20 protein-coding genes are annotated in these 26807 nt (G+C 54.0%); 3 read left to right on the forward strand and 17 right to left on the reverse strand.

All coding sequences use genetic code 11. The features are described 5' to 3' along the window. Positions 1–3: 3 nt before the first annotated feature. Positions 4–861 (reverse strand): DUF421 domain-containing protein, encoded by an 858-nt coding sequence (locus tag N0M98_RS15975; protein WP_249864275.1) that lies wholly within the window; start codon positions 859–861, stop codon positions 4–6. Positions 862–1043: 182 nt separating this feature from the next. On the opposite strand from N0M98_RS15975, the gene N0M98_RS15980 reads away from it, so the two are divergent. Further along, the gene (locus N0M98_RS15980) at positions 1044–1250 is read left to right on the forward strand and encodes a DUF1657 domain-containing protein (protein ID WP_249864276.1); all 207 of its coding nucleotides are present in this window, start codon (positions 1044–1046) and stop codon (positions 1248–1250) included. A 353-nt stretch (positions 1251–1603) separates the two neighbouring features. Continuing rightward, positions 1604–2872, forward strand: a complete 1269-nt coding sequence (locus N0M98_RS15985) for a glucuronate isomerase (protein WP_259618520.1) — start codon at positions 1604–1606, stop codon at positions 2870–2872. A gap of 105 nt (positions 2873–2977) precedes the next feature. Here the strand turns inward: N0M98_RS15985 and N0M98_RS15990 are convergent, their stop codons facing one another. From N0M98_RS15990 to N0M98_RS16060, 15 genes are all read right to left on the reverse strand, one after another. Next, positions 2978–4585 carry a response regulator transcription factor gene (locus tag N0M98_RS15990; RefSeq protein ID WP_259618521.1) on the reverse strand — a complete coding sequence of 536 codons (1608 nt, stop codon included), beginning with the start codon at positions 4583–4585 and terminating at the stop codon, positions 2978–2980. A 34-nt stretch (positions 4586–4619) separates the two neighbouring features. Then, positions 4620–6428, reverse strand: a complete 1809-nt coding sequence (locus N0M98_RS15995) for a cache domain-containing sensor histidine kinase (RefSeq protein ID WP_259618522.1) — start codon at positions 6426–6428, stop codon at positions 4620–4622. Positions 6429–6640: 212 nt separating this feature from the next. After that, positions 6641–7513, reverse strand: coding sequence for a DUF1932 domain-containing protein (locus tag N0M98_RS16000; RefSeq protein WP_259618523.1), 873 nt, complete (start codon positions 7511–7513; stop codon positions 6641–6643). An 80-nt stretch (positions 7514–7593) separates the two neighbouring features. Then, positions 7594–8430 carry a carbohydrate ABC transporter permease gene (locus N0M98_RS16005; protein ID WP_249864281.1) on the reverse strand — a complete coding sequence of 279 codons (837 nt, stop codon included), beginning with the start codon at positions 8428–8430 and terminating at the stop codon, positions 7594–7596. Beyond that, positions 8423–9310 carry a carbohydrate ABC transporter permease gene (locus N0M98_RS16010; protein WP_249864282.1) on the reverse strand — a complete coding sequence of 296 codons (888 nt, stop codon included), beginning with the start codon at positions 9308–9310 and terminating at the stop codon, positions 8423–8425. The genes N0M98_RS16005 and N0M98_RS16010 overlap by 8 nt, the downstream gene beginning before the upstream one ends. Before the next feature lie 63 nt (positions 9311–9373). Beyond that, positions 9374–10708 (reverse strand): ABC transporter substrate-binding protein, encoded by a 1335-nt coding sequence (locus N0M98_RS16015; RefSeq protein ID WP_249864283.1) that lies wholly within the window; start codon positions 10706–10708, stop codon positions 9374–9376. A gap of 261 nt (positions 10709–10969) precedes the next feature. Beyond that, the gene (locus tag N0M98_RS16020; protein ID WP_259618524.1) at positions 10970–11668 is read right to left on the reverse strand and encodes a 4-carboxy-4-hydroxy-2-oxoadipate aldolase/oxaloacetate decarboxylase; all 699 of its coding nucleotides are present in this window, start codon (positions 11666–11668) and stop codon (positions 10970–10972) included. After that, a complete protein-coding gene (locus N0M98_RS16025; protein WP_249864285.1) occupies positions 11668–12405 on the reverse strand; it encodes a PIG-L deacetylase family protein in 738 nt (245 codons plus the stop codon). Before N0M98_RS16025 ends, N0M98_RS16020 begins: the two co-directional genes overlap by 1 nt. A 32-nt stretch (positions 12406–12437) precedes the next feature. Continuing rightward, positions 12438–13325, reverse strand: a complete 888-nt coding sequence (locus N0M98_RS16030) for a DUF6282 family protein (RefSeq protein WP_259618525.1) — start codon at positions 13323–13325, stop codon at positions 12438–12440. Positions 13326–13564: 239 nt separating this feature from the next. Further along, on the reverse strand, positions 13565–14206 hold the full coding sequence (locus N0M98_RS16035; RefSeq protein ID WP_259618526.1) for a GntR family transcriptional regulator: 642 nt from the start codon (positions 14204–14206) through the stop codon (positions 13565–13567). 374 nt (positions 14207–14580) lie between these two features. Then, positions 14581–15525 carry a metallophosphoesterase family protein gene (locus N0M98_RS16040; protein WP_259618527.1) on the reverse strand — a complete coding sequence of 315 codons (945 nt, stop codon included), beginning with the start codon at positions 15523–15525 and terminating at the stop codon, positions 14581–14583. Between the two features lie 234 nt (positions 15526–15759). Beyond that, positions 15760–18612, reverse strand: a complete 2853-nt coding sequence (locus N0M98_RS16045; protein ID WP_259618528.1) for an RCC1 domain-containing protein — start codon at positions 18610–18612, stop codon at positions 15760–15762. A 49-nt stretch (positions 18613–18661) separates the two neighbouring features. Beyond that, positions 18662–21805: an efflux RND transporter permease subunit gene (locus tag N0M98_RS16050; protein ID WP_249864290.1), complete on the reverse strand. Its 3144-nt coding sequence runs from the start codon at positions 21803–21805 to the stop codon at positions 18662–18664. Further along, complete coding sequence (locus N0M98_RS16055) at positions 21802–23871, reverse strand: efflux RND transporter periplasmic adaptor subunit (RefSeq protein ID WP_249864291.1); 2070 nt, start codon at positions 23869–23871, stop codon at positions 21802–21804. Before N0M98_RS16055 ends, N0M98_RS16050 begins: the two co-directional genes overlap by 4 nt. Before the next feature lie 294 nt (positions 23872–24165). Continuing rightward, a complete protein-coding gene (locus N0M98_RS16060; RefSeq protein ID WP_259618529.1) occupies positions 24166–25395 on the reverse strand; it encodes a threonine synthase in 1230 nt (409 codons plus the stop codon). A gap of 201 nt (positions 25396–25596) precedes the next feature. On the opposite strand from N0M98_RS16060, the gene panD reads away from it, so the two are divergent. After that, positions 25597–25995 (forward strand): aspartate 1-decarboxylase, encoded by a 399-nt coding sequence (panD, locus tag N0M98_RS16065; protein WP_249864293.1) that lies wholly within the window; start codon positions 25597–25599, stop codon positions 25993–25995. A 281-nt stretch (positions 25996–26276) separates the two neighbouring features. On the opposite strand, the gene N0M98_RS16070 is transcribed toward panD, so the two are convergent. Beyond that, positions 26277–26690, reverse strand: coding sequence for a L,D-transpeptidase (locus N0M98_RS16070; RefSeq protein WP_375295494.1), 414 nt, complete (start codon positions 26688–26690; stop codon positions 26277–26279). Between the last annotated feature and the right edge of the window lie 117 nt (positions 26691–26807).

Genomic DNA, 26807 nt, shown 5'->3' on the forward strand with positions numbered 1-26807 from the left:
TTCTCAACGTTTTAATAAAGGAACCAGCACGGTAATTTGTTCGCGCAGCTGCTTGACGCACTGTTCGTACGTCGCCTTGGCGTCCTTGCTTTGGGTTGCAAGAGCGTACAGCGTCAGATCGGCCTCGCACTTCTTGAGATTGGCCAGCAGCAGCAGCTTTTCGTTATTGGCCGGAACCTGCAGCATATCGTCGTACAAATCGACGAACAAAGCGCCGTAGGAATCCACTTGTCCGAGAAACACATTATCTTTGGTAACGCCTATTTTCTCCAACTCGGCGTTTAACCATGCACGGCTGAATCCCGCGGTAGCGAGCGGCTCGTCCATAATGTTGCCGTCGATAATCACCGTCTGAGGCTCCTTCTCGGGACCGACTTTGATTCCCAAATGTTTGGGGGTAAGCGGCTGGTTTTCTTTTTTGAGCAGCACGTTCAGCTCTCCGCTCGATTCGAGAACGGCAAATTCGACGTCCGCCACGTTAAATACGCTTTTCTTGCGGAGCTGCTCCAGCAGCTCGTCCGCCGAATAACGTTCCTTCTTCAGATTTTTCCCCATCACTTTGCCGTCCTTGATCATGACCGTTCCGTTGCCTTCAAGCCATTTGCGCAGCGTCACGCTTTTTAAAGTGACAAGCTCGATGGTAAACGGGACGATAAACCAGACCAGCAGGGCCGTCAGGCCAAGGGTGTAGTGGCTTTCGATATCCGTTGAAATGAACCCCGCAAGCTCTCCCAAAGTAATTCCCGTTATATATTCGAAAAAGGTGAGCTGCGATATTTGTTTCTTCCCCAGCAAGCGCGTAATAAGAAACAGCACGGCGATGGCGCCAAGCGATCTGAGTGCAATGTGTAACCAATCCATCCTAATGTCTCCTTTTTTCCAAAACGGATTACTTGTCGATTAAATTATTTGTTAAAACGACGATTGTTATAAAAGGAGACAGCTTCCATTTTTACCAAACAATTTACCAGCTACTCCCAGCTATTAGATGACAGCGGAATGCGCACATTAGTATCTGACTTATTCATGAGGAGGTGAAACAGATGACCGTAGCATCCAACGTAAAAACGACACTGGCTTCTCTAAAAAGCGCTCAAGCGAGCCTGGAAACTTTCGCTCTGAGCACGCAAAACCAAGAGGCTAAAAAGATGTTCGAACAAGCAGCCAAAACGACTCAATCCGTCGTAGATCAAGTAAGCGGACGTATCCAACAGCTGGAAAACGAAGAACCACAATATAAAGGCTTCTAATGCGACCGTCTAAACCAAAACAGCCCTGTCGCCCTGCCGGGTGCGCAGGGCTGTTTTCATTGCTGGGAAGGAAACGGCGCGAGGGCGGTTTCCTTAGGCTGGCCGGGGAATCCGGCAAACCGGCTACAAAAATAACGTCAGCAGCATCGCCAGCAATACGAAGAGCACGAGAATGACGACTATGGATGTCGGCTTATCCATCGGATCGGCTCCTATCCTGTTGGATTCATACATAACTAGGATATTCCGGCCGATTGACATGGAATGTGTATATGCCTAATCGCAAAATAATGTTATAATAAGTTCATTGTTCACGTTAACATAAACTTATTTTGCGGGAGGTTCACTTTATTATGACGATTCATACCGAAGATCAGCTCGTTTCCTTCATCAAGGAAACCGTACGCAGCACGCAAGTAACGGACATACATACGCATTTGTTTGCCGAATCGTTCGGCGATCTGCTGCTCTGGGGCGTCGACGAGCTCTTGACCTATCATTATTTGATCGCGGAGACGTTCCGCTTCCGTCCGGAGTTGTCCTACGACTCCTTCTGGAGCATGAGCAAGCGGGAGCAGGCCGATCTGATCTGGCAAACGCTGTTTATCGAGCATTCGCCTTACAGCGAAGCATGCCGCGGCGTCGTGACCGTACTGAATCGTCTTGGCTTCGACCTGAAGACGCGCGACTTGAACGCCTACCGCGAATATTTCGAATCGGTCAGCGCTTCCGACTACATCGACCGGATTTTGGAGCTGGCCAAAGTGAAAACCGTCGTCATGACCAACGACCCGTTCGATGCTTACGAGCGTTCCAAATGGGCGGAGAACGGCAATACCGACCCGCGCTTTCTGGCGGCCCTCCGGATCGATCCGCTGCTGAACCTGTGGGATTCGAGCTGGAGCAAGCTGGCCGAGCAGGGCTACGCCGTTTCATCGGATTTGTCCGGCGATACGATGGCCGAAATCCGCCGCTTTCTCAGCGATTGGATCGCCCGTATGAACCCGCTGTATATGGCCGTTTCGCTGCCGAACGACTTTGCTTATCCCGAGAATTCCGTGCGCGTGCGCATCATCGACGAGTGCATCATTCCGGTGGCTCGGGAAGCCAGTATTCCGTTCGCTATGATGATCGGGGTTAAGCGCAAAGTAAACCCTTCGTTGAAAGATGCCGGAGACAGCCTCGGCAAGAGCGATATCGGAGCCGTCGAGCGGATTGTCAGCAAATATCAGGACGTCAAATTCCTCGTGACGATGCTTTCCCGCGAAAACCAGCACGAGCTCGCCGTAACCGCACGCAAAAACCGCAATCTGCTTATTTTCGGCTGCTGGTGGTTCCTGAACAATCCGAGTCTGATTGAAGAAATTACCCGTATGCGCCTTGAACTGCTCGGCGGCAGCATTATTCCGCAGCATTCGGATTGCCGCATTCTCGATCAGCTGCTGTATAAATGGGATCATTCGCGCGAAATTATCGCCAAAGTGCTTTGCGACAAATACAGCGATCTGCTAGCTGCCGGCTGGCGCCTGGAAGAGGAAGAGATTCGTCGCGATGTCGAGGATCTGCTAGGTGGAACATTCTGGAAATTCCTTGGCAAGCCCGACCCGGCTTTGAATCGCTAAGATCGGTGCTTCTTCGCCGGTGTTTCGTTACGATACGTTTCGTTAAGTTAACGCCGCAGCAACTTCTAATAAAAAAAGAGGGTCGCCCTATTGCGATCCTCCCCCTCATTTTCCAAGCGTATAATCGGTCGGGCTGATGCCCGTCACGTTTTTAAACATTCTGCTGAAGTAAGCCGGGTCGGAATAACCGACCATCTCGCTGATCTCGTAGATCATGTACCGCTGCGTTTTCATCAATTCTTTGGCCCGCTCAATTCTATACAACGACAAATAATTGGAAAAGCTGTCGCCGGTCACGGCTTTAAAGATGCCGCTCAAATAATTCCTTGTCAAATGCAGCTCGTCGGCCAGTTGGCTGAACGAAATATTGTGCATATATTGCTCGGAGACAGCCTTTTTTACATACTGCACATAAGTGTGCTGCTTGCCGGCATCGTTTTTTTGATCCAGCAGCCCGTGCAGCTGCTTCAGCATGTCCGAAATATGGTTCATCAGCGATTGCTCGTCCTGGGCCGATTGCAGCGTTTGCAGAAAACCGGCGAGCTGCCCCAACTCCGGCTTGGCCGTGCCCTCCTCCATGAAGGACAACACAAGCGCGTTGATCATCGTGATGCATACGGTTTTGACGTATTTCAGCGAATACCGCTGTTCGTGAAGCAGCGCCGCTTCGATTTTCGCCCACCGCTGCATGACGTAAGGCAAATCGCTGCGCAGCAGCGCTTCGGACAGCTGGCGAATCTGCTCAAGCGGGTACGCCGGCCAAGCTTCTCCGGGATATTCTCCGGCATGGCGGGCGTCGAATATTTGCTGGTAGCCCTCGTATTCCGACATCGTCAGCAGCTCCCGCGATTCCTTGCAGGACAACGGATACGAGCTCATCTCCCCGTACCAGTGCCCGATGCCTACATTTGCGTTCAACTCCAAATAAGTGCCGATGCTCCCGATCAGCTCTTCCGCGACCCGTTGAGCTCTCGACAGCGTCTCTTCCCGCTCCCCGAACATGACGATGGAGAGCCGGTCTTCCATATAACGCAGCACATAACCTTGCCCCGCCTTTGCCACGATCTCCTGCGCTACATTGTATACGGCGAACTTATACAGCTGCCAATCTTTTTCCAGCTCGGTTTTCCGCTTCCGTTCGCGGTGAAGCAGCAAGCTCATGACGAGCCCGCCGTGAAATACGCTCTCCTCCAGCTGCAGAAACTGAATTTTGCTGTCCGCCGCATCTTTGCGCTTCATCCCGATGGTGATCATATCGAATAAAAACTGTTCACGCAAAATCGGAACGCTTTGCTCAAGCTGTTGAAGCAAGCCGTTGAAATATTGCTTTTTCCTGTCGGCGAGCGCTTTCTCGCTTAACACGTCGTTTAAGATGTTCTCGATTTCCGTAAAAACCGCCGGCTTCAGAATGTACTGCGCCACGTCGAGATGGATCGCTTCCTTGGCGTAGTCGAATTCCCCGTATCCGCTCAAAATGACGACCGGCAGCTCCGCATCCACCGTTCTTATTTGCTTGATCAGCTCAAGCCCGTTCATTCTCGGCATATACACATCGGTGATAAGCAGATCGGGCTTGCCCTGCTGAAACTGCTGCCAGGCGTCCTCTCCGTCGTACGCCGTCGCGATTTCGTCGATACCGTACCGTTCCCAGCCGATCATGCTTTTTAGACCGTTCACAACAAATGCGTCGTCATCGACCAGCAATACCTTCATTGCGCTTCACCTCTCGCATTATCGCTCTGACATCTCATATCGATTTATTGAACTGGTTCGCCTTTTCGAATGAGTCCAAATAAGGCAGCGTCATCACAATATTGACCCCTCCGCCGTCGCGGTTTTCGATTCTGAGCCCGTATTGCGCCCCCAAATACAATTCGAGACGTTCTCTTACGTTTTTAATTCCGTATCCCCCCGAGCCGGATACATAAAGCGAGCTCGTCTTGCGCCTTTCGCTTTCGTCTCTGGACTGCTTCAGCCCGACCCCATTGTCGGCAATGACGATTTGGAAGCGATTCTCATCGATGCGCTCCGCGGATACGGAGACCTCGGCCTTTTGTCCCTCCTGCAATCCGGAAAAACCGTGGATGATCGCATTTTCGATAAACGGCTGCAAAATAATTTTCGGGACATAATATTGTTTAAAAGAAGAATCTATATGTTCGTTGTAAACAAAGCGATCCGCCAGCCGGGTTTGCTGAATTTGCGCATACAGCCGGGCATGCTCAAGCTCGTCCTTGAGCGGGATAAACGTGCTGCCGCCGCTCAAGCTGATGCGGAACAGTTTGGCAAGCCGGGCGGCCATAAAGCTGACTTCGGTATTGCCTTTCACCGCTGCCGCCCAATTGATCATATCCAGCGTATTGTAAAGAAAATGCGGATTGATCTGGCTTTGCAGCACCATCAGCTCCAAATCGTGCTTCAGCCGGTTTTTCTGCTCCAGCTCTTCAAGCATCGTTTTTAGCCGGCCGGTCATATAGTTGAAGCCGGTAATGAGCTTATTAAATTCGACGATAAAATACTGCTCCACATTCGCGTCAAAATTGCCATTTTCGATTTTTTGGAACCCTTTCAGCAGCAGCGGGACAGGCCGAATCATGCGGCTGGCCAAATAGGAGGCTACCGGAAGCACGCAGAGCAGCACGATTCCCCCGATCAGCAGCACGATATTGCGGATCGTATTGACGTCCCGGTACAGCTCGTCGCTTTCCAGAAATTCCGCGATCCGCCACTTCTCCTGGCTTTGGCTCGTGAAGATCATCAAATATTTGTTCCCGTCCAGCTCGACGGGCTTAAATCCGGCATCGCTCGCCAAGGCCGCCGTATAAGCTTGGAACGAATCCATCCGCTGCGAATTGACCTGCGCAGACATGCGGGACATGACTTGATTGCCGGCATCCAGCAGCAGCAGCGAGCGGTTGGTCGGGGAAGATAGCGTATTTTCGCTGAACAGCAAGCGGGTGAGCGAACTTTCATCGAGATTGATCGCCACAAATCCGGCCGTCCCGCCTTTCCTGTTATATATTTTCAGAATGTATGTCAGGACCGGATTTTCGTTGTTTTCCAGCATGCCGTCCCGGTGAGCGGGAATCCAGATCGCATCGACTTTATCGAATAAAGACAAGGTCACAGGCAGCTTGGCCAAAGGCAGGATCGTATTTTTGCCGGCGGGGCCGATTCTCTGATACTGCACATATTGATCGGTAAAAATCTGTACGCTGCTGATAAACGGTTTGATAAAAGTGAAAGTGCTCAGCCACTCGTTGACATTGCGCTGTATTACTATGTATTCGTATAAATCGATGCCGCCGTTTTCCTCCAGCACCGCTTTCATCGTCTGATGGGTGGATATCGTCAAGGCAGTTCCTTCAATGTCCTTCAGCCTTTCGATCAGCTGCAATTGATTGCTGTGCAGCCCTTGCAGACGGGCTTCGCTGATTTGCTTCGTAAAATAATAGCTGACACTGAAATAAATCGCCACCGTAATGACGATCAGAAATAATATATTCGACAGCACCAGCGAGCAAAATAAAAACGGCTTTAATCTCCACTGCCTCATGTACGTATGCAACCGCCTTTTTTCAGGATTGTTGCCGCTTTCATTTTTTCACAAAAAAGACAAGAGGCGTACCCGTTTGCACCAAGCACCGCCTCGTTAATCCTATCATACTAAAAGTTGCCGTAAAAGCACAATGAAAATTGCCGATTTGCCTGCCGAACAGGCAGCAGCGCTGCAGCCGCAGTGGTCACATGGCGCATGGACAGACCGATTTAATGCCGTATGGCTTCGATGACCTCAAGCCAGCTGCCGGGTATGACGCCTTGGAATTTCTCCTTTAATTGGTGAGACGCAACCCGCTTCAGCTTCGCCTTGACCGCTTCGGACATAACCGAGTCGATGTCCGATTCCCGCAGCATCTCGATCGAGCCTTCCAGCTCGACGATTCTTCTTTGCGCATGAATGGCTGTGCCCGTAACCATCCGGTTGAGCGACCATTCGAAGCTTTTGCCGTCCAGCGAATCGCTGATGCCGCTGATGACAAGCTGCTCCACATTAAAATGATGTGCGGCTTCCAGCAGCTCGATGCCAAGCGCGGCAAAGCCTTTCATAAAAATACTGCGGATCAGCTTAATCGCGCTGGCGTCGCCGGGAGTTTCGCTGACCTTCGTAATATTCATGCCAAGCGGCGTCATCAGCTCCATGAACCGGTCCGTTCCGCTGCCGCTGGCCAAGATCGGCACCTTGTGCTTATCGACAAGCAAAGCGCCGACCATCGCCGCATCGACCAAAGCCGCTCCCGTTTCCCCGATCGTCTCCCAGATCGCCTTTTTTACTTTTGGGCTGGCCGCCGACACGTCGATATACAAATCGCCGGCTTTCAAATGCGGCTTCACCGTCTCGCTTACGCCGAGCGCCTTATCCGCCGGAACGGCCACGATCAGCACGTTCGCGCGCCGCAGCACCTCCTCCGGCGTCTTCGCCAGCTCCACCTGCGCGGTTTCCGCCCGGCCCTGCACCTGCGCGCCGTACGTCGGGTGGTCCCACACCGGATCGTAAGCTACGAGATCGCCGATGCCCTGCTCCTTCAGCCCGCACGAGATCGAAAAAGCCGCCTCTCCAAAACCGATAAATCCAAGTTGCATTGCAAGGTCACCCCTATTGTTTTCGTTGATCATGTTCATTTTGTCATGGAACAAGTATTCTCGCACTTCATCGGATAACCCTATCCCTTAACTCCGCCCGAAGTAAGTCCTTCGATCAGAAAACGCTGGAAAAACACAAAGATCGTAAACACCGGCACAAGTGACAGCACCGACATTGCAAACAGCGAGCCGAAGCTCGATTCGCCGCTTGAATCCAGGAAGACGCGAAGCCCGAGCGAAACGGTAAACTTTTGTGTTTTGCTCAAATAAATGATTTGGCTGAAAAAGTCGTTCCACGTCCATATAAACGTGAAGATCGCCGTCGTAACGAGCGCCGGAAGCGCAAGCGGCAGGATGAGCCGCCAATAGATTTGAATCGGGCCGCAGCCGTCGACGATCGCCGCTTTATCGAGCTCGCGGGGAATGTTACGGATGAACTGCACCATCAGGAAGACGAAAAATCCTTCCGCAGCCGTAAATTTCGGCACGACAAGCGGCAAAAACGTATTGATCCAATCGAGCTTGTTGAAGATGACATATTGCGGAATAATCGTCACATGGTGCGGCAGCATCATCGTCATCAGCATCAAAGCGAACAAAGGAGTCTTGAAGCGGAATTCCAGCCGGGCAAAGGCATAAGCAGCAAGCGAGCACGATACCACGTTCCCGGCAATCGACAAGCCGCTTACGATCAGCGAATTGCTGAAAAACAGACCGAACGTTTGCGAGCCGAGACCTTTCCAGCCCGCGATGTAATTGTTCAGCGTAAAATGCTCCGGCCATAGCCCTTTATCGGTAAAAATATGCTCCGGCAGCTTAAACGAGCTGCTCAGCATCCAGATGAGCGGATACAGCATGATCGCGGAAACCGCGATGTTGACGACATGGCGTACGAGCTGATTCGGCATATTATTCATAATGCACCCACTTTTTCGACGACAGGAACGTCAAGCAGGTGAAAATGGCGATGATGACCAGCAATATCCAGGCCAATGCCGACGCATATCCCATCTGGAAGCTGACAAACCCTTTTTGATACAAATACAGCGTATAAAACAACGTGGAGTTCAGCGGTCCGCCAGTGCCGCCACTGACGACGTATGCCGGTGTAAACGCCTGGAAAGCGTGAATGATCTGCATGACCAAATTAAAAAATATGATCGGCGTCAGCATCGGAATCGTCACCCGGAAAAACTGCGACCGCTTGCCGGCGCCGTCGATCGCCGCCGCTTCGTACAGCTCGGTCGGAATTTGCTGCAGGCCTGCGAGGAAAATGATCATCGGCGAACCGAACTGCCATATTTTCAGCGCGATTAATGTATACAAGGCGTACTCCGGCGTTGCGATCCAGCTGACCCCGTCAAGGCCAAAATATCCGAGCACCACGTTAAACAAGCCCTTCGCCCCAAACACCTGCCGCCAGAGCAGCGCAATCGCCACACTTCCTCCAAACAGCGAAGGGATGTAATAAACCGCACGGTAAATCCGTAAGCCTGCCAGCCCTTTATTCAGCATCAGCGCGATGGATAACGCAAAGGCAAGCTCCAGCGGAACCGCGATCAGCACGTAGCGGAATGTGACGCTTAACGCTTCCAGAAACTGCTCGTCGTTAGTAAATATGTTCTTGTAATTGTCCAGGCCGACCCACTTCGGCGAATTGAACATTTCGTAATCCGTGAAGGAAAAATAAAGCGAAAATACGATGGGAATAAAAGTAAAAGCCAACATGCCGATGATCCAAGGGCTCAAAAACAAGTACCCGATCCCGTCTTTTTTCAAAAAGCTGCTTATGCGCATCTCGTCCACTCCTGTTTTAAAACTGACAGAACGCGCAGCCGCCCATTCTGTCTGATCGGTCCGTTACTTTAATATTTTGTTCGCCTCGTTGAAGAAATCATCGACGGCTTTCTCAATTGTTTTTTTGCCGAACGCAATCGCTTCGCTTGTGACCGTTACCTGCTTGAAAATCTCATTGTTGCCTGCCGGCGGAGTATTCGGAACGCTGAAATATTCGTTCGCTTTTTGCTGGAATTCGATCATTTTGACGCCGGCCGGCTCAAGCACCTGTTTGACCGCTTCGTTGATTTTTTTGGAAGGGCTTGGGCCGACATCGATTTTAAACAGCTTGGCGCCGTCCACATCATTGATCAAATAGTTGACAAACAACGCCGCTTCCTTCGGATATTTCGATTTGGCGCCGATCGCCAGGAACAAGCCGCCGATGTCTTCCCCGTTTTTGCCGCCCGGATTCGTGGGCACCCTGCCGAATTCCAGCTGATCCTTCATATACGTCTGGTAGATCGGCAGATTGCTGCTGCCTCCCGCGGACAACGTCGCCGCTACCATGCCCTTGACAATCATCGATTCCTGATGCGATTTGCCCTTATATTCGGCCGTCAAAGCTGCCGGAGGAATGATGCCTTCCTTGCGCAGCTTGTCCCAATATTGGAACCATTCGATCATATCCTGCTTTTCAAAGCCCAGCTTACCGTCCTTGGAATACACGTCCTTGCCTTTTTGCCGCAGGAAGTAACCGAAAATTTCTTTGCCCGCATCAATCCCGGAAGGGTCTTCGACAAAATAAAGATCCGGGTTGTTCACCGCTTTTTTGTATTCGGCTCCTTTGGCCGCAAATTCTTCCCATGAAATATCGAATTTCGGCGGCTGCACGTTATATTTTTTTAGCAAATCGGCATTGTAAAACAAGCTTTTTGAGGTGTTGCCGTTGGCAACCATCACAATTTTGCCGTCCGCTTTACCGGCGTCGATCATTTTCTGGGTAAAATCAGACACGTCGATCGTCTTCGACTGAATGTAATCGTCGAGCGGCAGCAGCTGGTTGCGATTGGCGTAATCCATATACCTTGTCACCTGCAAGCTCATGACGTCCGGCATATTGCCCCCGGCCGCCTGCACAGCCAGCTTGTCGTAATACGGATTGCTGTCGGCAAACTCCTGCTCGATTTTGATGTTCGGATACTTTTTCTCGAAGTCGGCGATCGTCTGCGTATACTTCTTGTTGCGCAGCTCCCCGCCCCAATAAGCGAAACGCAGTGTAACTTTTTCTTTGGATGCGTTATTAACCGCATCTCCTTTTGCGGCTTCTTTATGCCCGCCGTCGCTTCCTCCGCAAGCAGCCAAGCTAACGGCAAGCAATGCGCTGACTCCTGCTGTAAGCCCTTTCTTAAACAACATCGGTAAATCCCCCTCCTAGTTATTGCGCCGGCAAATCCGGCCTCGTATACGTATTGAATACGCTACGACGTTTAACCTAACTATACTAGGGAAAGCATTTTGTTGTGAATGGAGAAAGTTCCGCTCAAGTTGGACTATTGTAAAGTGGACGCAGGCAGGGTCAACGGCTGCGCCGATAAGCGCTTTGGTTATGAAGCCCGATTAGGGCTAACCGCCATGCATTTCGCAGCCGGCAGCTTAGGATGAACAAGCTCGAAGCCGCTATCCGGGCAGCTCGGATTCGTTCTCGTAGTAGACGACGTGCTCGCGCGCGAGCGTTTCTCTTAAGCCGTAGAAATCGAGGCTCAGCTCGCCCCGGGCAATTTTCTCCTTCGTGCCTTCTTCTTTTTGCAGACGCAGCCTGGATGCCTCCAGAGAGGACAGTAAATCCCCTTTCTTGACCACAACGACGCCGTCGTCATCGGCCATGATCAGGTCGCCAGGCGCTACCAGAGCGCCTCCGCAAACGGCGGGAGCGTTGACCCAGCCTCCCCGGTTTTTCGTCGTTCCTTGCGAATGAACCGCTTGGGTCCATACCGGGAAGCACAGTTCTCGCAGCTGCGCCGCGTCGCGGATGCCGGCAGCCATGACGACGCCTTGAACTCCCCGCTTCATCAGCGCTCTGACGATCAGCTCGCCGATCATGCCGTGTTCGCTGTCGCCCAATGTTGTAATCACAAGCACATCGCCAGGCTTGCATACCTCGATGGCCGCGTGGATCATCAGATTATCCCCGGCAGGGCAAATGACGGTTACCGCCGGGCCGCATATTTTGCGGTTTTGCTGAATCGGCTTCAGCGACGAGCTCATCAAGCCGATCTTGCCCTGAGCTTCGTACAGAGTCGAAGTGTCAAGCTCGGCGTATTGGTCCACAATGTCTTGCGCCGGCCGGTCGATGTTGCGAACGACATATTTTTGCATCAGACCAGCTCACCTCCGACATACGGGAAAAACCGGCTGAACGCCTCGGCGTATTTGTATTCGTTATTGCCCGAGCAGCGGCGTGCATGATTTCCGCGCAGCTTCGCTTTGGCCCCGTAATAGTCGATCAGATGCTGCTGGGCTTTAAAGCAGTTCATCGCCGCTTCCTTCTGAGCGTACACTTCCGTAATGTCCAGAATAACGTCCGGTTTGAAATCGCTGATTTCCGATTGATGCGGCTCGAAACCGAACAACCGCGCCTGCTTCGCTGTCGGATAGCCTTCCAGCTGCACGCCGTTGGACGTAGAAAGCACGCTGGCTCTGAACACGTAGTCGGAAACCGTCTCGTGATCCGGATTAAAGGCGTCTTTCGGTCCGTGGCTAATAATATGATGCGGCCTTACTTCCCGGATTTTTTTGGTAAGCCGTTCCATGCGTTCTTCCGTAATTTGCATATGGTAATCTTCAAAATCCCATAGCTCGATATCTTTTACGCCCAAATGCCGGGCCGCTTGTTCCAACTCGCTGCGGCGGACCGCTTTTACATTGTCTGCGGTCTGCCCCGGAACGTTCCATAAATCGTTGGATTCCCCTCTTACTCCGTAACTCAAAACGACCAAAGACACGTTGGCTCCGTGCTTTACATATTTGGCGATCGCACCCCCGGCTCTCCAGACAAAATCGGCGGCATGAGCGCTGACAACAAGCACATTCACATTGGAATCGATCATATCCATAATTCCCTCCAGCAGTATTAATCAAATTTAGCCTAGCTTTCAACCAAAAAAGCGGTATTGACGGCGGTCATTTGTTTAATTTCCGGCACAGTAAAACCGTTGGCAAGCAAATTGGCGACAAAGATGCGCAGCCCTTCATCGGGATACGGTCCGTTCGGTTGTCCGAGATCGGTGGAAATGATGCAATTTGCCGGATCTACATAACGGATTTGCTCGTACACTTCGTCCCAGGTCGTTTTCCCCGAATGCGGCGTCGTAAAGCAAAACTCCATCCTAGCGCCCAGCCCCGTCAATTCCTTCTGCTGCTCCTTGGACAAACGGATGGAAGGGAAATTCGGGTGTGTGATGACGATTTTCCGGACCTTATGCTGTTTGGCCGCCTTGACTACGGCATAAATCTCCCCGATGCCCAAATGCCCCGTTGCCAGCACCAGGTCATGCTGTGCAATCGCATCCAAAATATCGTGCACAACCGCCTTCAGCTTGCCGTTCTCCAGTACCGATATGCTTGATTGCGTTTTCCCCTGCGCGATCAGCTCCATTTGCAGCTTAGCCCAATGCGGCAGCTTTTCCGGCTTGTTTTTGTGAAAATGCTCCTGCTCGTTGGCTGCGTCAAAAGTCGGCATCCAGACGATTTTCGCTCCACCGCGGGCCGCCATTTCTACGGCCAGCGGGTTTAAGCCGCCAATCGAATGATTCAATGCGACCGCCCCGACGGCATGAAATCCGGGATGCAGCTTGTTGATGATTTTTGCCCGCTCCGCCGTGCAAAAATAATGCGATTTGATGCCATAACCTTTCATGCCTAGTGTGGCCAGACGTTCGGCCATCTCCAAATCGTCCACTTTACGGTCCAAAATATCGGGTCCCGAATGAACGTGAAGATCGTATGCCCCTTGCAGCAGCTCGATCGCATCCATTGTGTCCAGTCTCCTTTATTAAAATTATACAATATTGTTGAACAATCTTGTATTACGTATTTGATTATACTTATCCCTGAACTTGATTGTCAATCCATAAAATTCCGTGTTTTAAACGCCGTTTAACGACAAAAAGGCAAAAAACCGCCCCTTGCGGCGGTTTTTTGCCCTTCCTCATATCGTCCCCTTTATGCCCGTAACGGCTGGGACAGCTTTTTCGTTTCATGGATTGGACGGTTTTACAGCAAATACCGGTAGTTATCCTTAATCGTCCGTCTTACATTGGCGACATGCTCCTTGACCCGTTTCTCCGCCCCGTCTTCGTCGCGCGAGCGCAGCGCGTCAAAAATCCGCGTATGCTCCATATACGATTCATGATTTCTTCCCGGCACCAGAATCGTTTTGAAGTGGAAGCGGTTCAGCTGCGTCTTAATCGTATCGATCATCTCTACGGCCTGCCGGTTTACCGACGCCGCATAAATCATTTCGTGAAAGCTTTTATTCAGCTTGGAATACTCGTCAAATCTGCCGTTCTCCAGCATGTCTTTCATATCGCGCAGGATTTGCTCCAGCAAGCCCAAATCGCGCTCCGTAATGCGGCTGACCGCCGAACGGATCGCAAGCCCTTCAAGCGCCTCGCGGATTTCCAAATAGTTCACGACTTCCTGCAAAGAGAACGATTTGATCGTAGCCCCTTTGTTTTTTTCGATCGTGATCAAATTTTCCTGCTCCAGCTTGAGCAGCGCTTTAATTACCGTATTGCGGCTGACCCCGATTTCTTCAGACAGCTGAACCTCCGTCAGCTTCTGGGAGGGACGATAGGTTCCGTCCAAAATTCTCGTTTTTATAAACGTATAGGTAGTATCCGACGGCTTGCTCATAGTAATAACCTCTTCGCAATATTGTTGAACGAAATAGCTCATCATTGATAATAAACCTATAATATTTTGCAGAGATTGTCAATGCTCGTTCTTGTTTCCAGACCGCGGCACAGGGACTTCCGGGCCATATTTCAAGGGGAGCCGTCCGCAAATCGCCCATATAGCGAAGCGCCTCGTTAAAGCGGCTTGTGACAAGGTTCACAAACAGGAGGTCAATCATGTGCAACAGACGGTACGACATGGCCGCTGGATAAGAAACGGCCGTCGCGCGAATCCCAAGTGCGCGCCCCCAGTGCTGAACGGCGGCGCCGGTCGGACCTACGCCGCTCAGCGCGCCCAAATAGGGTATCGACGGCTTGAGAGCCGCTCGTATGCTATCTCCGCTCTGCCGGCTCATCCGGCCGGTGCTCGGGCTGATTCGCTATTACGGTCCCGTCGTCCAGACGCAGCCAGGATTCGAAGCTTCGCTCGCCTTCGCGCAAGCGGATTACCCGCGCTCCTCTCGGGAACCCCTCTCGCCCGTAAGTGTTATATCCGGTCGCCCGTCCGTAGCAGAGACGGATTCCGTGCAAATTGCCCCAGTAGTCGTTCGTATGATCGTGACCGGCGAACGTGCCTATCACATCCCCCATCTCCACCATGGCGGCGAACAACCCGGTATTTACTTTCGGACAGCATACCCGTTCATATTTATGCCCGTAACATACCTCGCTGTCCCATACTTCATCATATTCCGGCAGCGGAATATGAAAGAAGCCCAGCGCCGGCAGCGGCGTTCCTCCGTTATCCGCGGTTTTGCGGCGGGAGTCATGTTCGTACCAGTCGATCTGATCGCGGTGAACCCATCCGTAGCCTTTCACCCGGGGATTCGGGGATACGCTGCCCGAATCAAGGAAATACAAAACGGCGGCCGGGCGATCGTCCGCTCCCGTAACCGTCAGCGCGTAATTGCCTTCCCCGCTCGCCGAGTCAGGACCATGCTCCGCCACCGACCAATGGAAAGAAACCGCCTTATCCATAAGCTGCCGGCGGGTAGTGCGGGATTCCGTGTCATGGTTGCCAAATACGATCGCCCACGGCGTCGACGCCCGTTCCACGACCGATACCGCTCCGGTAAAACGGGCTACGGGATCGTCGCAAGCGTTAGCTTCGACCACGTCGCCGGTAAACACGACAAGATCCGGCTTCTCGGCCTCCAAAATCGACTCCATCAATGCGGCCGTCGCGAGATCGGCTTCACCGCCCGCTTTCATATGTACATCGGTAAATTGAACAATAGTAAACGTGCCGTCCGGGCGAAACGATAACGGATGCTTCATCGGAATCTACTCCTTATCAAAATGTTGTTTCTTGATAATTTTTGTGGTTTTTTGTTTATTTTATGGCGCAGTTTCCGTTCTGTCAACGATTATTTTTCAAACTGCAGCATCCCGTAAACACAAAGAAAGCAGAGACCGACCTCGGCTCTCTGCTTCTTCGTCATTATATATTGAACTGCCGCACACATAGCGGTATAATCCAAGCCTTTCCGAACTTGGGAAGGACACGTTCCTCTACCGCTTGACTCCGGCGTTCGCGGCCAGGATGCGCTCGATGATCGTCACCGCCTGGGCCCGAGTGGTCGTTTCTTCCGGGGCCAGACGGCCGTTATCCAAGCCTTGGAGCAAACCTTGATGCACCGCCTCCTGCATGGCGAAATCCTCGGTCACGACCGTGTGGTCCTTGCGCAAATCGGCGTTCGTCGCCCGGACCGCAATCGCCGCAATCTCTCCGCGCGTGATCGGCTCGTTCCAAGCGGCTTGAGCCGCCTCATCTTCGGTATAGTAGCCAGCCCCAGTCAAAGCGGCGGCATACGGCTTGTACCATGGCTCCCCGTCCGCTGCCGGAGCCGTCTTCACGGCCGCGGCGGCGGCGGCCATCTTGGCGAACTCGGCGCGCGTCATCGCGCCGTCGGGCCGGAACGTGCCGTCGGGATACCCGTCGGCATAGCCTTTCTCCAGCGCGGAGGCAATCGCCGCCTCCGCCCAGTGACCGGCCGTATCGCTTAGCGCGCGCACGAAGCCGGTCACCGCCGCGGGCACGGTACGGTTCTTGTACGTACCGTCGCCGAGCTGCCCGGACATGTTGCCGCCCCATGTCCACACCGTGCCGTCCGCCGTAATCGCGGCGGAATGTGCGCTGCCGGCGGCGACTTCCACAGCGCCGCCGAGGCCTTGAACCTGAACCGCATGATTGCGGTTCGTCGTCGTATTATCGCCCAGCTGGCCGAAGGCGTTATAGCCCCACGACCATACCATGCCGTCCGCACGGATGGCCAGCGTATGGAACGCGCCTCCGGCGATAGCGGTGACCTTGTTCATGCCCGACGTCTGCACCGGATGCATCCGGTTCGTATTCGTATCGTCGCCGAGCTGGCCGAAGGCATTATAGCCCCACGACCATACCGTGCCGTCGCTCTTGAGCGCAATCGCGTGGCTCTTGCCGGCGGCAATGGCGGTTATTCCGTCCAGACCGATGATTTGCTGCACGCTGCGCCGCATCATCGTCGTCCCGTCGCCGAGCTGGCCATTGCTGTTGTCTCCCCACGCCCACACCGTGCCGTCATCGGCCAGCGCCAGACCGAAGTTAAACCCGGCGGCGACCGCTTTAATCCGCATCAATCCGGGAATTTGCACCGGGGCGCTGCGGCTCACGGACGTGCCGTCCCCCAGCTGACCGAACGTATTGTCGCCAACGGCCCATACGCTGCCGTCCTTTTTGAGCGCCAAAGTGAACGCGTTCCCGGCCGCGACATCCGTGACATCGCGCCACTGCGCCAGCGCCGCGGGCGTACCTCGGCCGAGCGAAGCTTCTTCGCCGAGCTGGCCGCTTAAATTAAGCCCCCAGCCCGATACGGTGCCGTCGCTCTTCAACGCGGCGGCATGCCCGCTGCCGGCGGCCAGCGCCGCGATTGCGGATAAGTCCGCGGCTTCGCCCGGCTTATTGTGACCGGAGCTGCCGCTCTGTGCGAGCTGCCCATATATGTTCTCGCCCCAAGTCCACAGCTTGTCGTTCTTTACGACGGCCGTAAAACTGTCACCGGCGGCCAGCGCACGCTGCCGCACTTCGTTCTCGTAATGGTATTTCCCTTCCATGGAAGGGTCGGGCGGTTTTACCAGAAGGGAGAATCTGGGCATTAACGTCGGTAAAATCCGGCTTGTCGCCGCTCCGTCGCCGAGCTGCCCGAGCGAGCTGTTCCCCCACGCCCATACGGTGCCGTCGGCTTTGACTGCGAAAGAATGAAATGCGCCTGCGCTAATCAAGACGACATCCTTCAGACTGTCGATATTCAGATTGATGGTACTCTCTTTGTAATCGCCGGTGCCGAGCTGACCGTAATTGTTCAGCCCCCAAGCGCTGACTTTGCCGTCTTTATGAAGCACGAGAGCATGCGAATTTCCTGCGCTGATGGCTACGGCGTCGGATATCCCCAGCACGTCGGCGGCGAAATTGCGGTCCGTCGTATTGCCGTTGCCGAGCTGACCGGAGCTGTTATAGCCCCATGTCCATACTTTGCCGTTTTCCTTCAGAAGCATCGAGAAATTGCTGCCGGCGGCAATCGCTTTCGTATCGTAAGTGTAGTTGACCCGAGTCGGGCGGTCGGTTTTCGTCTCTGTCACCGCATTGCCGAGCTGGCCATACGTATTGTCTCCCCAAGCGATCACGCTGTTATCGTCGAGCAGCGCGAGCGCGTGGCTGCTCCCTGCGGCGATAGCCAGCACATTCGTCGGATAAGCCAGCTGATTCGGCGCGAGCTTGTCGGTGTAGCTGCTGTCGCCGAGGCCGAGCTGACCTTTGGAATTGTCGCCCCACGTAACGAGGGTACCGTCCTTCTTAAGCGCCATCGAATAATTGCCTCCGGCGGATATCGCCACGACATCGCGCAAATAGGGAATTTCGAAAGGCTCAGGACGATCGGTCGTCGTTCCGTCGCCGAGCTGCCCTTTATCGTTTTGACCCCAGGCCCATACGGTGCCGTCCTTGCGCAATGCCAGCGTATGGTTCATCCCTGCGGAGATGGACTTGATATCGAACAATTCCTTTACCTGGCTCGGCGCGTAACGAAATACATTGGGTCCCGTACCTAATTTGCCGTGAAGGCTATCCCCCCACGTCCACACGCTGCCGTCGCTTTTTAAAGCGACCGAGTGGCTTAAGCCCCCGGCAACCTGAACGATACCGAGCGACGGAAGCGCCGTCTGCGCCTGCGCTGCGGACGATTCTGCAGCCGGAGAAGCCGGTTCGCCGGCGGAGGTGTCCTCCGCCAAGGCCATGCCCGTACCCAACCACAATTGCATCAGCAAGGCCGCGATCAGCATATAGAAGGGCGCTCGGCTGCGTATATTTTTCCGATGGTTCCTAACCATTTTTCATTCTCTCCTCCATGTATAGAATATCTCGTATCCCCTATGCGGATCAGACATTCGGACGATCGGCAGGCAGGGTTGGAGGGGCTTGGCGCTTCAATTTGCTGCGGAAGAAATCCATCATGCCGTCCATGAGCGTATACACAACAGGCACCAGAAGCAGGGTAACCATCGTCGACAGCGTCAACCCGAACGCGACGACAGTAGCCATCGACGCCTGCGCTTCCGCGCCTTCCCCGAAGCCGATGACCAGCGGCAGCATGGCCAGCACGGTCGTTGCCGTCGTCATCAGAATCGGCCGCAGACGAATCCGGCCCGCTTCCATAAGAGCGTCGAAAAGCGTATAGCCCCTCTTGCGAAGCTGATTCGTATAGTCGACGAGTACGATCGCATTGTTAACGACGATCCCCATCAGCATGATCATCCCCATCACCGAGTTCATATTAATCGTACGGTGGGTCAGGAATAGACCGAGAATCGCTCCGATAAACGTCGGAGGCAGCGAGAACATAATAATGAACGGGCCGTAGAGCGACTCGAACTGGCTCGCCATAACCATATAAACGAGTACGACGGATAGGCCGAGCATCATGTACAAGCTGCTGAACGTGCTGTTCGATTCGCTCTTGGACGTCAACGAAATCGTGTACCCGTCCGGCGGCTGAATCGTGTCCAGCTTCTCCTGCACCGCCTTCTCCACATCTCCGATCGCCGCTCCCGATACCGATGCCTGCACCGTAGTAAGCCGCTGTTGATTCGTATGGCGAATTTGCGCCGGACTTGAACCGGGTACGACTTTGGCGATCGCGCTGAGCGGAATTTGCGCTCCGGAGGAGGTAGTAAGCACCACTTGATTCAGGTTTTCCAGATTGTTCGTAAATTCCGTCGGATACTTCACCAATACGGAAATTTGCGAATCGCCGGTTTTGAAATTCGTTGCGACCGAACCTTGATAGGCGGTACGCACCGCCGTCATTACTTCGCGGACGGAGATGCCATAATACGCTGCCGCATCGCGGTCGATCGTCATATCGTAGGCCGGTATGCTGCGTTCCAGCGTATTCTGCACGCTGCGCAAAGTGGGAATATCGCGCAATTCGTCGGCCACCATGTCCCCGAGCTTGCTCAGGACGGCCGTATCCGGACCGTTCAAATTGACGGTAATGTCGGCGCCGCCTCCCCCTCCTCCGAGTCCGGGCAGACGGACGGATGAACGGCTGTTGACATTAATTTGCGCTCCCGGGTTGCCCTGCGTCATATTGCGGATTTGCTCCACAACCTGATCCGTATTAAGCTTCCGTTCATCCAGCGGCTTGAGCGTTACGCTGATGTTGGCGGAGTTGGTCGCGGAGCTCTGGAAGGCTCCTCCTCCCGAGCTGCCGACGGTCGTAAAGATCGTGTCGATATCCGGGATGCTTTTGAGCTGCTCCTCGATTTTGGAGGTGAGCGCATTCGTAATTTCAAACTTGGTCCCTTGCGCCAAGCTGATGTTAATATTTAACTGGCCTTCGTCCGATCTCGGCATCATCTCGGTGCCGACGAATTTCGCCAGATAGACGCTGCCCCCGAGCATGCCCACCGTAACCAAAATAATGATCCAGCGGTGGCCGAGCGACCAGCGCAGCAAGCCGATATATGCGCGGGTGAAACGATTCATCCCGCGTCCGAACCAAACGGCCGGATTATAGGAACGCCCTTCCGGCAGCGACTCGTCATGATGCTTCGTCAAAATTTTGGCCGCCAGCATCGGAACGAGCGTAATCGCCGCGAACAGTGCGGCAATGTGCGAGAAGCTGACCGTCAGCGCCATCGGGACGAAGAAATTTTTGATCATGCCGTTAATGAATAGCGTCGGCGCGAATACGGCGATTTGCGCCAAAGCCGACGCCAATACGGCGGTTCCAACCTCGGCCGTCCCCTGCTTGGCCGCTTCCGCGGGCGACAACCCCTCGTCTTTTTTCCGGTATATACTCTCCAGCACCACGACGGCGAAGTCGACGAGGGAACCTAAACCGAGAGCCAGACCGCCCAGCGTAATCGTGTTGATCGTCTGATGGGAGAAGTACATCATGCTGAACGTACTGATGACCGAAATCGGGATGACGACGCCGATAATCAGTGTCGCGCGAATGCTGTTTAAGAACAGCATCAGAATGATGACGGAAAAGATCGCTCCGAGCAGCGTATGCTCGATCACCGTATTAATGGAGCTTTTAATGAATTTCGACGAATCGTTGAGCACGGCAAGCTTCACGCCGTCCGGCAGCTTGCTTTGAATCTCGTCCATCGCCTCGCGGATATTATCCGCTACCTTGACCGTATTGCCGTCGGATTGCTTCAGCACGGAGATGCCTACGCTCTGCTCTCCGTTCCGACGGGAATCGTATGTAACGTCCTGGAACGAATCGACAATTTGTCCCAGCTCGCCGATCTCGATGGATTGACCTCTGGCCAGCGACACCCTGACCTTGGAAATCTCGGCGGTGGACTGGAACTCCCCGCTGATCCGGAGAGGAACGAGCTGCTCGCCTTTATAGACAAGTCCGGCATCCGTCGACTGATTGTCGTTGCCTAGCGCCTGGGTAACCTGGCTAAACGTAATTCCGTAATGAGTCAGCTTGTCTTGATCCAGCAGCAGCTGAATTTGCCGCACGCGCCCGCCGCTTACGCCTACCGAAGCGACGCCCTCGACGCGCTGTACCGCCGGGCTGACTACGTTGTCGGCAAGATCGCGCAGCGTGATGAGGTCCACGTCCTTGCCGTAGAGCGACAAACTCAAGATCGGCTGGCTGTTCGGGTCCGCCTTGGAGACGACCGGCGCCTCCGCATCGGCCGGAAGCTGGCGGCGTACACGGTCGAGACGGTCGCGCATCGTCAGCGTCGCTTCGCTGATGTCCGTCCCGAAATTAAACTGGACGGTGACGTTACTGCTGCCCGTCCGCGACACGGACGTAACCGACGACACGTTGGCTATCGTCGCCATGGAGGCCTCGATCCGCTTCGTCACCTGATTCTCCACTTGGCCGGGAGAAGCTCCGGACCAACTGGTCGAGACGGTCGCCGTCGGTATCTCCATGTTAGGATACAAATCAACCGGCAGCAGCGGCGCAGCGATCGATCCCAAAATCGTTAACGCAATCATAATCATTAAAATCGTGACTGGACGATTGACGGAAAAATTCGCTAAATTCACTGTCCTCCACCTGCTCCCGCTTGGCCGGTCGATCCGGAGTTCGAGTTCGGTTGACGATTGCCCTGCGGCCGCTCACCTTGAGCCCTCTCGCCCTGCGCTTTCGCCTTTTCCCCTTGCTCTCCGCCGGATTGCGGTTTCTCGCCTTGGGCTTTCTCTCCCTGGGTTTTCTCCTGCTGTCCTTGGCCCTTTTGCCCTCCTTGTTGTTGGCCCTGGCCCTGCTTCTGGCCGCCTTGCTGACCTTCCTGCCCGGGCTGCACCACTTGAACGGACGCTTTATCCGACAACAGCTCCTGCCCCTTCACGACGATTTGATCGCCTTCGTTCAGACCGCTTGTCACCTCGAACTGGGCACTGGTCATCGTACCGATCTTGACCGTGACTTTCTTCGCTTTCCCATCCTGGACTACGAAGACGGCGTTTCCGTTAGGCTGGCTGAGCACGGCGTCGGCCGGTACCATAATCGCTTGGCGTCCCTCGCTCTTCATGCTGGAGGAAGCGAACATTCCGGGAAGCAGCTCGCCCTTCGGGTCGTTAACTTGAATATCGACGCCATAGGCCTTGGTTACCGAATCGAGCGTCGGCCGAATCGCAGAGATAACCCCTTCGAACGATTTGTTCAGCGTCGGCACGTTCACCTTCATTTCCATACCGACCTTAAGCTTGCCGATGCTGGATTCGGGAACGTTGACGGAAGCCTGCGTCGGGTTCGTCGCCGCAATGGACACGATATTGCCGTTGTTGCCGGCGTTTTGGCCGACGGGCGTGTTAATCGCCGTGACCACTCCGTCGACGGGGGACAGCAGCACGCCGTCCTGCAGCTGCTCGGTGAGCAGGCGCAGATTTGTTTCCGCCTGGCTGTACTGCGCGCTGCTGACGGTGATCGCATCCGTCGATTGCGCCGTTTGCAGCGCTTGCTCCGACTGTGCGACCTGCGCTTTGGAGACGTTCAAGCTGAGCTCCTGCGAAGTTTCGGCGTTAGACAGCGCGAGCTGATCCTTTTGCAGCGTTTGCTGGTTCGATTCCAAAATGACGGCCAGCGTATTTTGAGCGTTCGCCAAAGAGATGCTGTCCCGGTTCAACTGCTCCTGAGCGACTTGAACCGTCTGTGAGTTTTCGGCCGCTGCCAGATCGCCTTGAGCTTTCAACAGCGATGCGGTGGCGTTGGTCAAAGCGCTCGGCGTCGTCTGCTGCGCCTGATCAAGATCCAGTTGAGCCTGCTGCAGTTTCTGCAGAGCGTTATCCAGATCGCTCTGCTTGTTCGCCGACGATTCCTTCACGTTCTGGTAATTGATAATCGCCTGCTGCAGCTTCAGCTGCAATGATTCGACGGAATTGCTGGAGTTGACTTGAGACGTCTGGAGACTGTCCTGCTGCGCATTCAGCGTGTTCTGCGCATTCGCTACGTTCGTATTGTATGTAGTGATCGCATTGTTCAAGTTCTGCTGCGATATGGCGACCTGCTGCTTCGCCGTGGCGATCGAGTTTTGCTGGTCGTTAAGCGCTTTATTATAGTTGGCCTGAGAGATGGCGACCTGCTGCTTGGCAGACGCCACCGCATTTTGCTGGTCGGCAATCGCCTTCTCCAGATTGGCCTTCTGAACCGCCAACTGCTTCTCCGCCGTCGCCGCGCTGTTCGCCTGATCGTTGGTGGAACGCTGCAGCTGTGCTGCGCTCACCGCTAAAGCGCTTTGGGATTGGGCGATCTGCTGCTCCAATTGCGTCGTATCGATTTTGGCAAGCGGATCTCCCTCTTTGACACGGTCCCCCGGCTTAACCATCAATTCCGTCACTCGGCCGGAAATACGGGAAGAAACGTTCGTAGTATAAAGGGGAGTGATCGAGCCGGTAAACACTTGGCCTCCGCCGACATCCGATTTTTTCACGATTTGCGTTTCTACGGGAAATTGTCTGGCTGCTCCTCTCTGCCCGCCGCCCGGCGCCGCAGATTGTCCTTGCTTCGGACCTCCCCAATTCGTCAGCGTTCCACCTACGACGGCAATGATCGCAATCACCGCGATGGTAGTGAACACCCACTTCTTGGATACGTTCTGGATCCACCTGATCATTTACATACCTCCATGTATTCTTGTCCGTATTCCTTCCTGCGGGAAACGCTCCCAAAGAAGAAATGCCTTGTTGCTCAAGGTCCATCGAATCGGGGTGCTTATGTTACAGCGCACCAACATAACATCAACATAGCCTACATTCATGATAAAACTATGATAAAAATGTGAAAAATGTGTAAATAAATCGGAATTTTGACACGATTCGCCCCATCCTACCCCCACAAATCCGAACTTGGCTTGTTTCACTGCCGTCAGCCTTCGTCTTCAATATCAAAAAAAAGAGCAGGACGCCCGTTACCCGCGCCGCCTGCTCTCATACAAAGGCTTCAAATCGTTGTAAGTCCTGACCACCGCAGGAGCGACCCGCGGAATCCAATCGATATATTTATCCGCATGGGAAGTATTGAACACGACGGCGGTTTCCGCCGGTTTGATCCATCCCGCTTCCCTCAGCCGGGCAAACCCGGCCCAGGCCGCTGCCCCTTCGGGGGATGAAGAAATCCCCTGGAGCCCCAGCTCCGTCTGCGCTCTGCGGATATCTTCCTTGCTCACGGCAACGGCTGTGCCGCCCGTCTCCCTAATAATCGACACAACCAGATTGCCGTCCGGCGGCTTCGGCACTCTAAGGCCCGTCGGGCTGGATGTGGCGTTCTCGCTGGCGACCGCCCCTTCGCCCGCCGATCCGGCCTGCAGGGCATCGACGATCGGCTGGCAGCCGGCTTCTTGCACGCTGACCAGCCGCGGCAGCTCGCCTTCGATCCAGTTCATTTCCCTAAGCTCCTGGAACGCCTTCCACAGCCCGATAATTCCTGAGCCCCCACCGGTCGGATAAATGATCACGTCGGGGAGCTTCCAGCCCAATTGCTCGGCGATCTCAAGGCCCATCGTCTTCTTCCCTTCGACGCGGCCCGGCTCCCGCAGCGTTCCTGCGTTAAACCATCCTTGCTCTTGCTTGCCGTCCTCAATGATGCGCCCCGCATCGTGAATGAGTCCGTCAACTTGATACGTATGGGCTCCATAGCGTATACATTCCTCGACGATCATGCCCGGACAGTCGCCCGGTACGATGACGACCGCTTCCATTCCCGCTCTGGCAGCATAAGCCGCTAGCGCGGAAGCGGCATTGCCGTTCGACGGAACGGCCGCTTTTGCAACGCCCTTCTCCTTGAGCAGCGACACGGCGGCGGCAAAGCCTCTCGCTTTGAAGCTGCCGGTAGGGTTCTGCTCCTCCCGTTTGACATAGACGCCTTGCACGCCGTACCGCCGCTGCATAGCGTCCATCCGCAAAAGCGGCGTTCCGCCTTCGCCCAAGCTGACGACGGACGCCGGATCGGAAACCGGCAGCCATTCCGCATACCGCCACATCGAATTGCCTCTCGTTAACAAGTCAGCCTTTTTTACCGTTGCGGCAATGCTCTCCAAATCGTACTTGACGAGCATTGTGCCTCCGCAATCGCAAACCGCCTTCAGCTGTAGCGGCTCCACCCGCCCGCAGCGTGAGCAGACCAGCAGCCTTTTTTGCATGAATGCATCACCGCTTTTTTTCAAATTCGTACCGGTATTATCTTGAAGGGATGCAATTGCTATGGACCCTCTATTACGATACACAAGGATCTCCATTTGGGAACGGCTGGTACCTAACGGATAGGCGGAAAATGCGAACATCGGCGCGGGCTGCTTCATACAATGGGAGCATAGACTTTTTGGGGCAGGAGTTGACCGCAGTTGCTTAGAATGATGTGCAAGGGAAAAATTCACCGCGCGACCGTCACCGAGGCTCGGCTCGATTACGTCGGCAGCATTACCATCGATGCCAAGCTGATGAAGGAAGCGAATATCCATCCGTATGAGATGGTTCAAATCACGAGTCTGCGGAACGCGACGAGATGGAAAACATATGCCATCGCCGCTCCCGAAGGGTCGGGCAAAATTTGCTTGAACGGCCCTCCGGCCCATCTGTTTCAGCCGGGAGATATCGTCATTATTTTGAGTTTGGGCTTGTTCGACGAGCGGGAGATTAGCGGGTTGCAGCCGCGGGTTGTTTTCGTGGACGGGGCAAACGGCATAACGCGTGTCGAGACGCATGATCTCGTTATTGCGGAGCAAGATGAGCCAGAGAAATAATCGTGGTAAAGAAAAAGAACCCTTCGCAGGGTTCTTTTCGCGGTGAATTGATTTTGAATCTTGCCTCGATACCTTCCAAAAGCTAGCGATTACCTCATTCACTTTATTGCAGTACGTGTACTACACTAACGTGTCTTTGGCACATCCCTCCGCTTCTATCTGGAGTCTATCACAATATTCCCGGTTTGTTTCGTTGAAACGTTCAACGGAACCACACCTCTCTTTTCACCGCTGATAATAGTATGTCCGATTGCCGTTCTTCTATACGCGGGTTCCGTTCGTTATTTTTCTTTGACAATGACTTTGGTTCCAAGAGGAATATGGCGATAAAGCCATTCAATATCGCGGTTATGCATTCTGACGCATCCCGAGGAAGCATGGCTGCCGATCGAGTAAGGCCGATTCGTTCCATGGATTCCGTACATGTATCCTCCGGTTCCCGGAACGCTTAACCCGAGCCAGCGCGTGCCGAGCGGATTGTTCGGATGACCGCCTGCAATCTGTTTGCGCACGTAGTACGGCTTTACAATTTTGGTCACAATATGAAATTCGCCGACCGGTGTAAGCTCCTTTCTTCTGCCCGTCGCTACCGGAAAATAATACTGCGCCCGCCCGTTAACGAATACGATCAGCGAATTGCTGCGCTTGTTGATTTCGATATAAACCCCTTCCTCTTGCAAAGCCTCAAGCGGCATTGAGGAAGGAGCGGCGGACGCCGGATTCGGCCGAGGCAAGCTGAGAAGCAGAGCCATGATGACAATAACCGGGATTCTGATAAGGTTCAATACGATCTCATCCTTTGTCTTTTATGC

This window comes from Paenibacillus doosanensis (genome assembly GCF_025060755.1).
GTDB lineage: Bacteria > Bacillota > Bacilli > Paenibacillales > NBRC-103111 > Paenibacillus_S > Paenibacillus_S doosanensis.

Coding starts and splice junctions, on each gene's coding strand:
- N0M98_RS15975 (WP_249864275.1), bottom strand. CDS start 861: ATGGATTGGTTACACATTGCACTCAGATCGCTTGGCGCCATCGCCGTG.
- N0M98_RS15980 (WP_249864276.1), top strand. CDS start 1,044: ATGACCGTAGCATCCAACGTAAAAACGACACTGGCTTCTCTAAAAAGC.
- N0M98_RS15985 (WP_259618520.1), top strand. CDS start 1,604: ATGACGATTCATACCGAAGATCAGCTCGTTTCCTTCATCAAGGAAACC.
- N0M98_RS15990 (WP_259618521.1), bottom strand. CDS start 4,585: ATGAAGGTATTGCTGGTCGATGACGACGCATTTGTTGTGAACGGTCTA.
- N0M98_RS15995 (WP_259618522.1), bottom strand. CDS start 6,428: ATGAGGCAGTGGAGATTAAAGCCGTTTTTATTTTGCTCGCTGGTGCTG.
- N0M98_RS16000 (WP_259618523.1), bottom strand. CDS start 7,513: ATGCAACTTGGATTTATCGGTTTTGGAGAGGCGGCTTTTTCGATCTCG.
- N0M98_RS16005 (WP_249864281.1), bottom strand. CDS start 8,430: ATGAATAATATGCCGAATCAGCTCGTACGCCATGTCGTCAACATCGCG.
- N0M98_RS16010 (WP_249864282.1), bottom strand. CDS start 9,310: ATGCGCATAAGCAGCTTTTTGAAAAAAGACGGGATCGGGTACTTGTTT.
- N0M98_RS16015 (WP_249864283.1), bottom strand. CDS start 10,708: ATGTTGTTTAAGAAAGGGCTTACAGCAGGAGTCAGCGCATTGCTTGCC.
- N0M98_RS16020 (WP_259618524.1), bottom strand. CDS start 11,668: ATGCAAAAATATGTCGTTCGCAACATCGACCGGCCGGCGCAAGACATT.
- N0M98_RS16025 (WP_249864285.1), bottom strand. CDS start 12,405: ATGGATATGATCGATTCCAATGTGAATGTGCTTGTTGTCAGCGCTCAT.
- N0M98_RS16030 (WP_259618525.1), bottom strand. CDS start 13,325: ATGGATGCGATCGAGCTGCTGCAAGGGGCATACGATCTTCACGTTCAT.
- N0M98_RS16035 (WP_259618526.1), bottom strand. CDS start 14,206: ATGAGCAAGCCGTCGGATACTACCTATACGTTTATAAAAACGAGAATT.
- N0M98_RS16040 (WP_259618527.1), bottom strand. CDS start 15,525: ATGAAGCATCCGTTATCGTTTCGCCCGGACGGCACGTTTACTATTGTT.
- N0M98_RS16045 (WP_259618528.1), bottom strand. CDS start 18,612: ATGGTTAGGAACCATCGGAAAAATATACGCAGCCGAGCGCCCTTCTAT.
- N0M98_RS16055 (WP_249864291.1), bottom strand. CDS start 23,871: ATGATCAGGTGGATCCAGAACGTATCCAAGAAGTGGGTGTTCACTACC.
- N0M98_RS16060 (WP_259618529.1), bottom strand. CDS start 25,395: ATGCAAAAAAGGCTGCTGGTCTGCTCACGCTGCGGGCGGGTGGAGCCG.
- N0M98_RS16070 (WP_375295494.1), bottom strand. CDS start 26,690: ATGCCGCTTGAGGCTTTGCAAGAGGAAGGGGTTTATATCGAAATCAAC.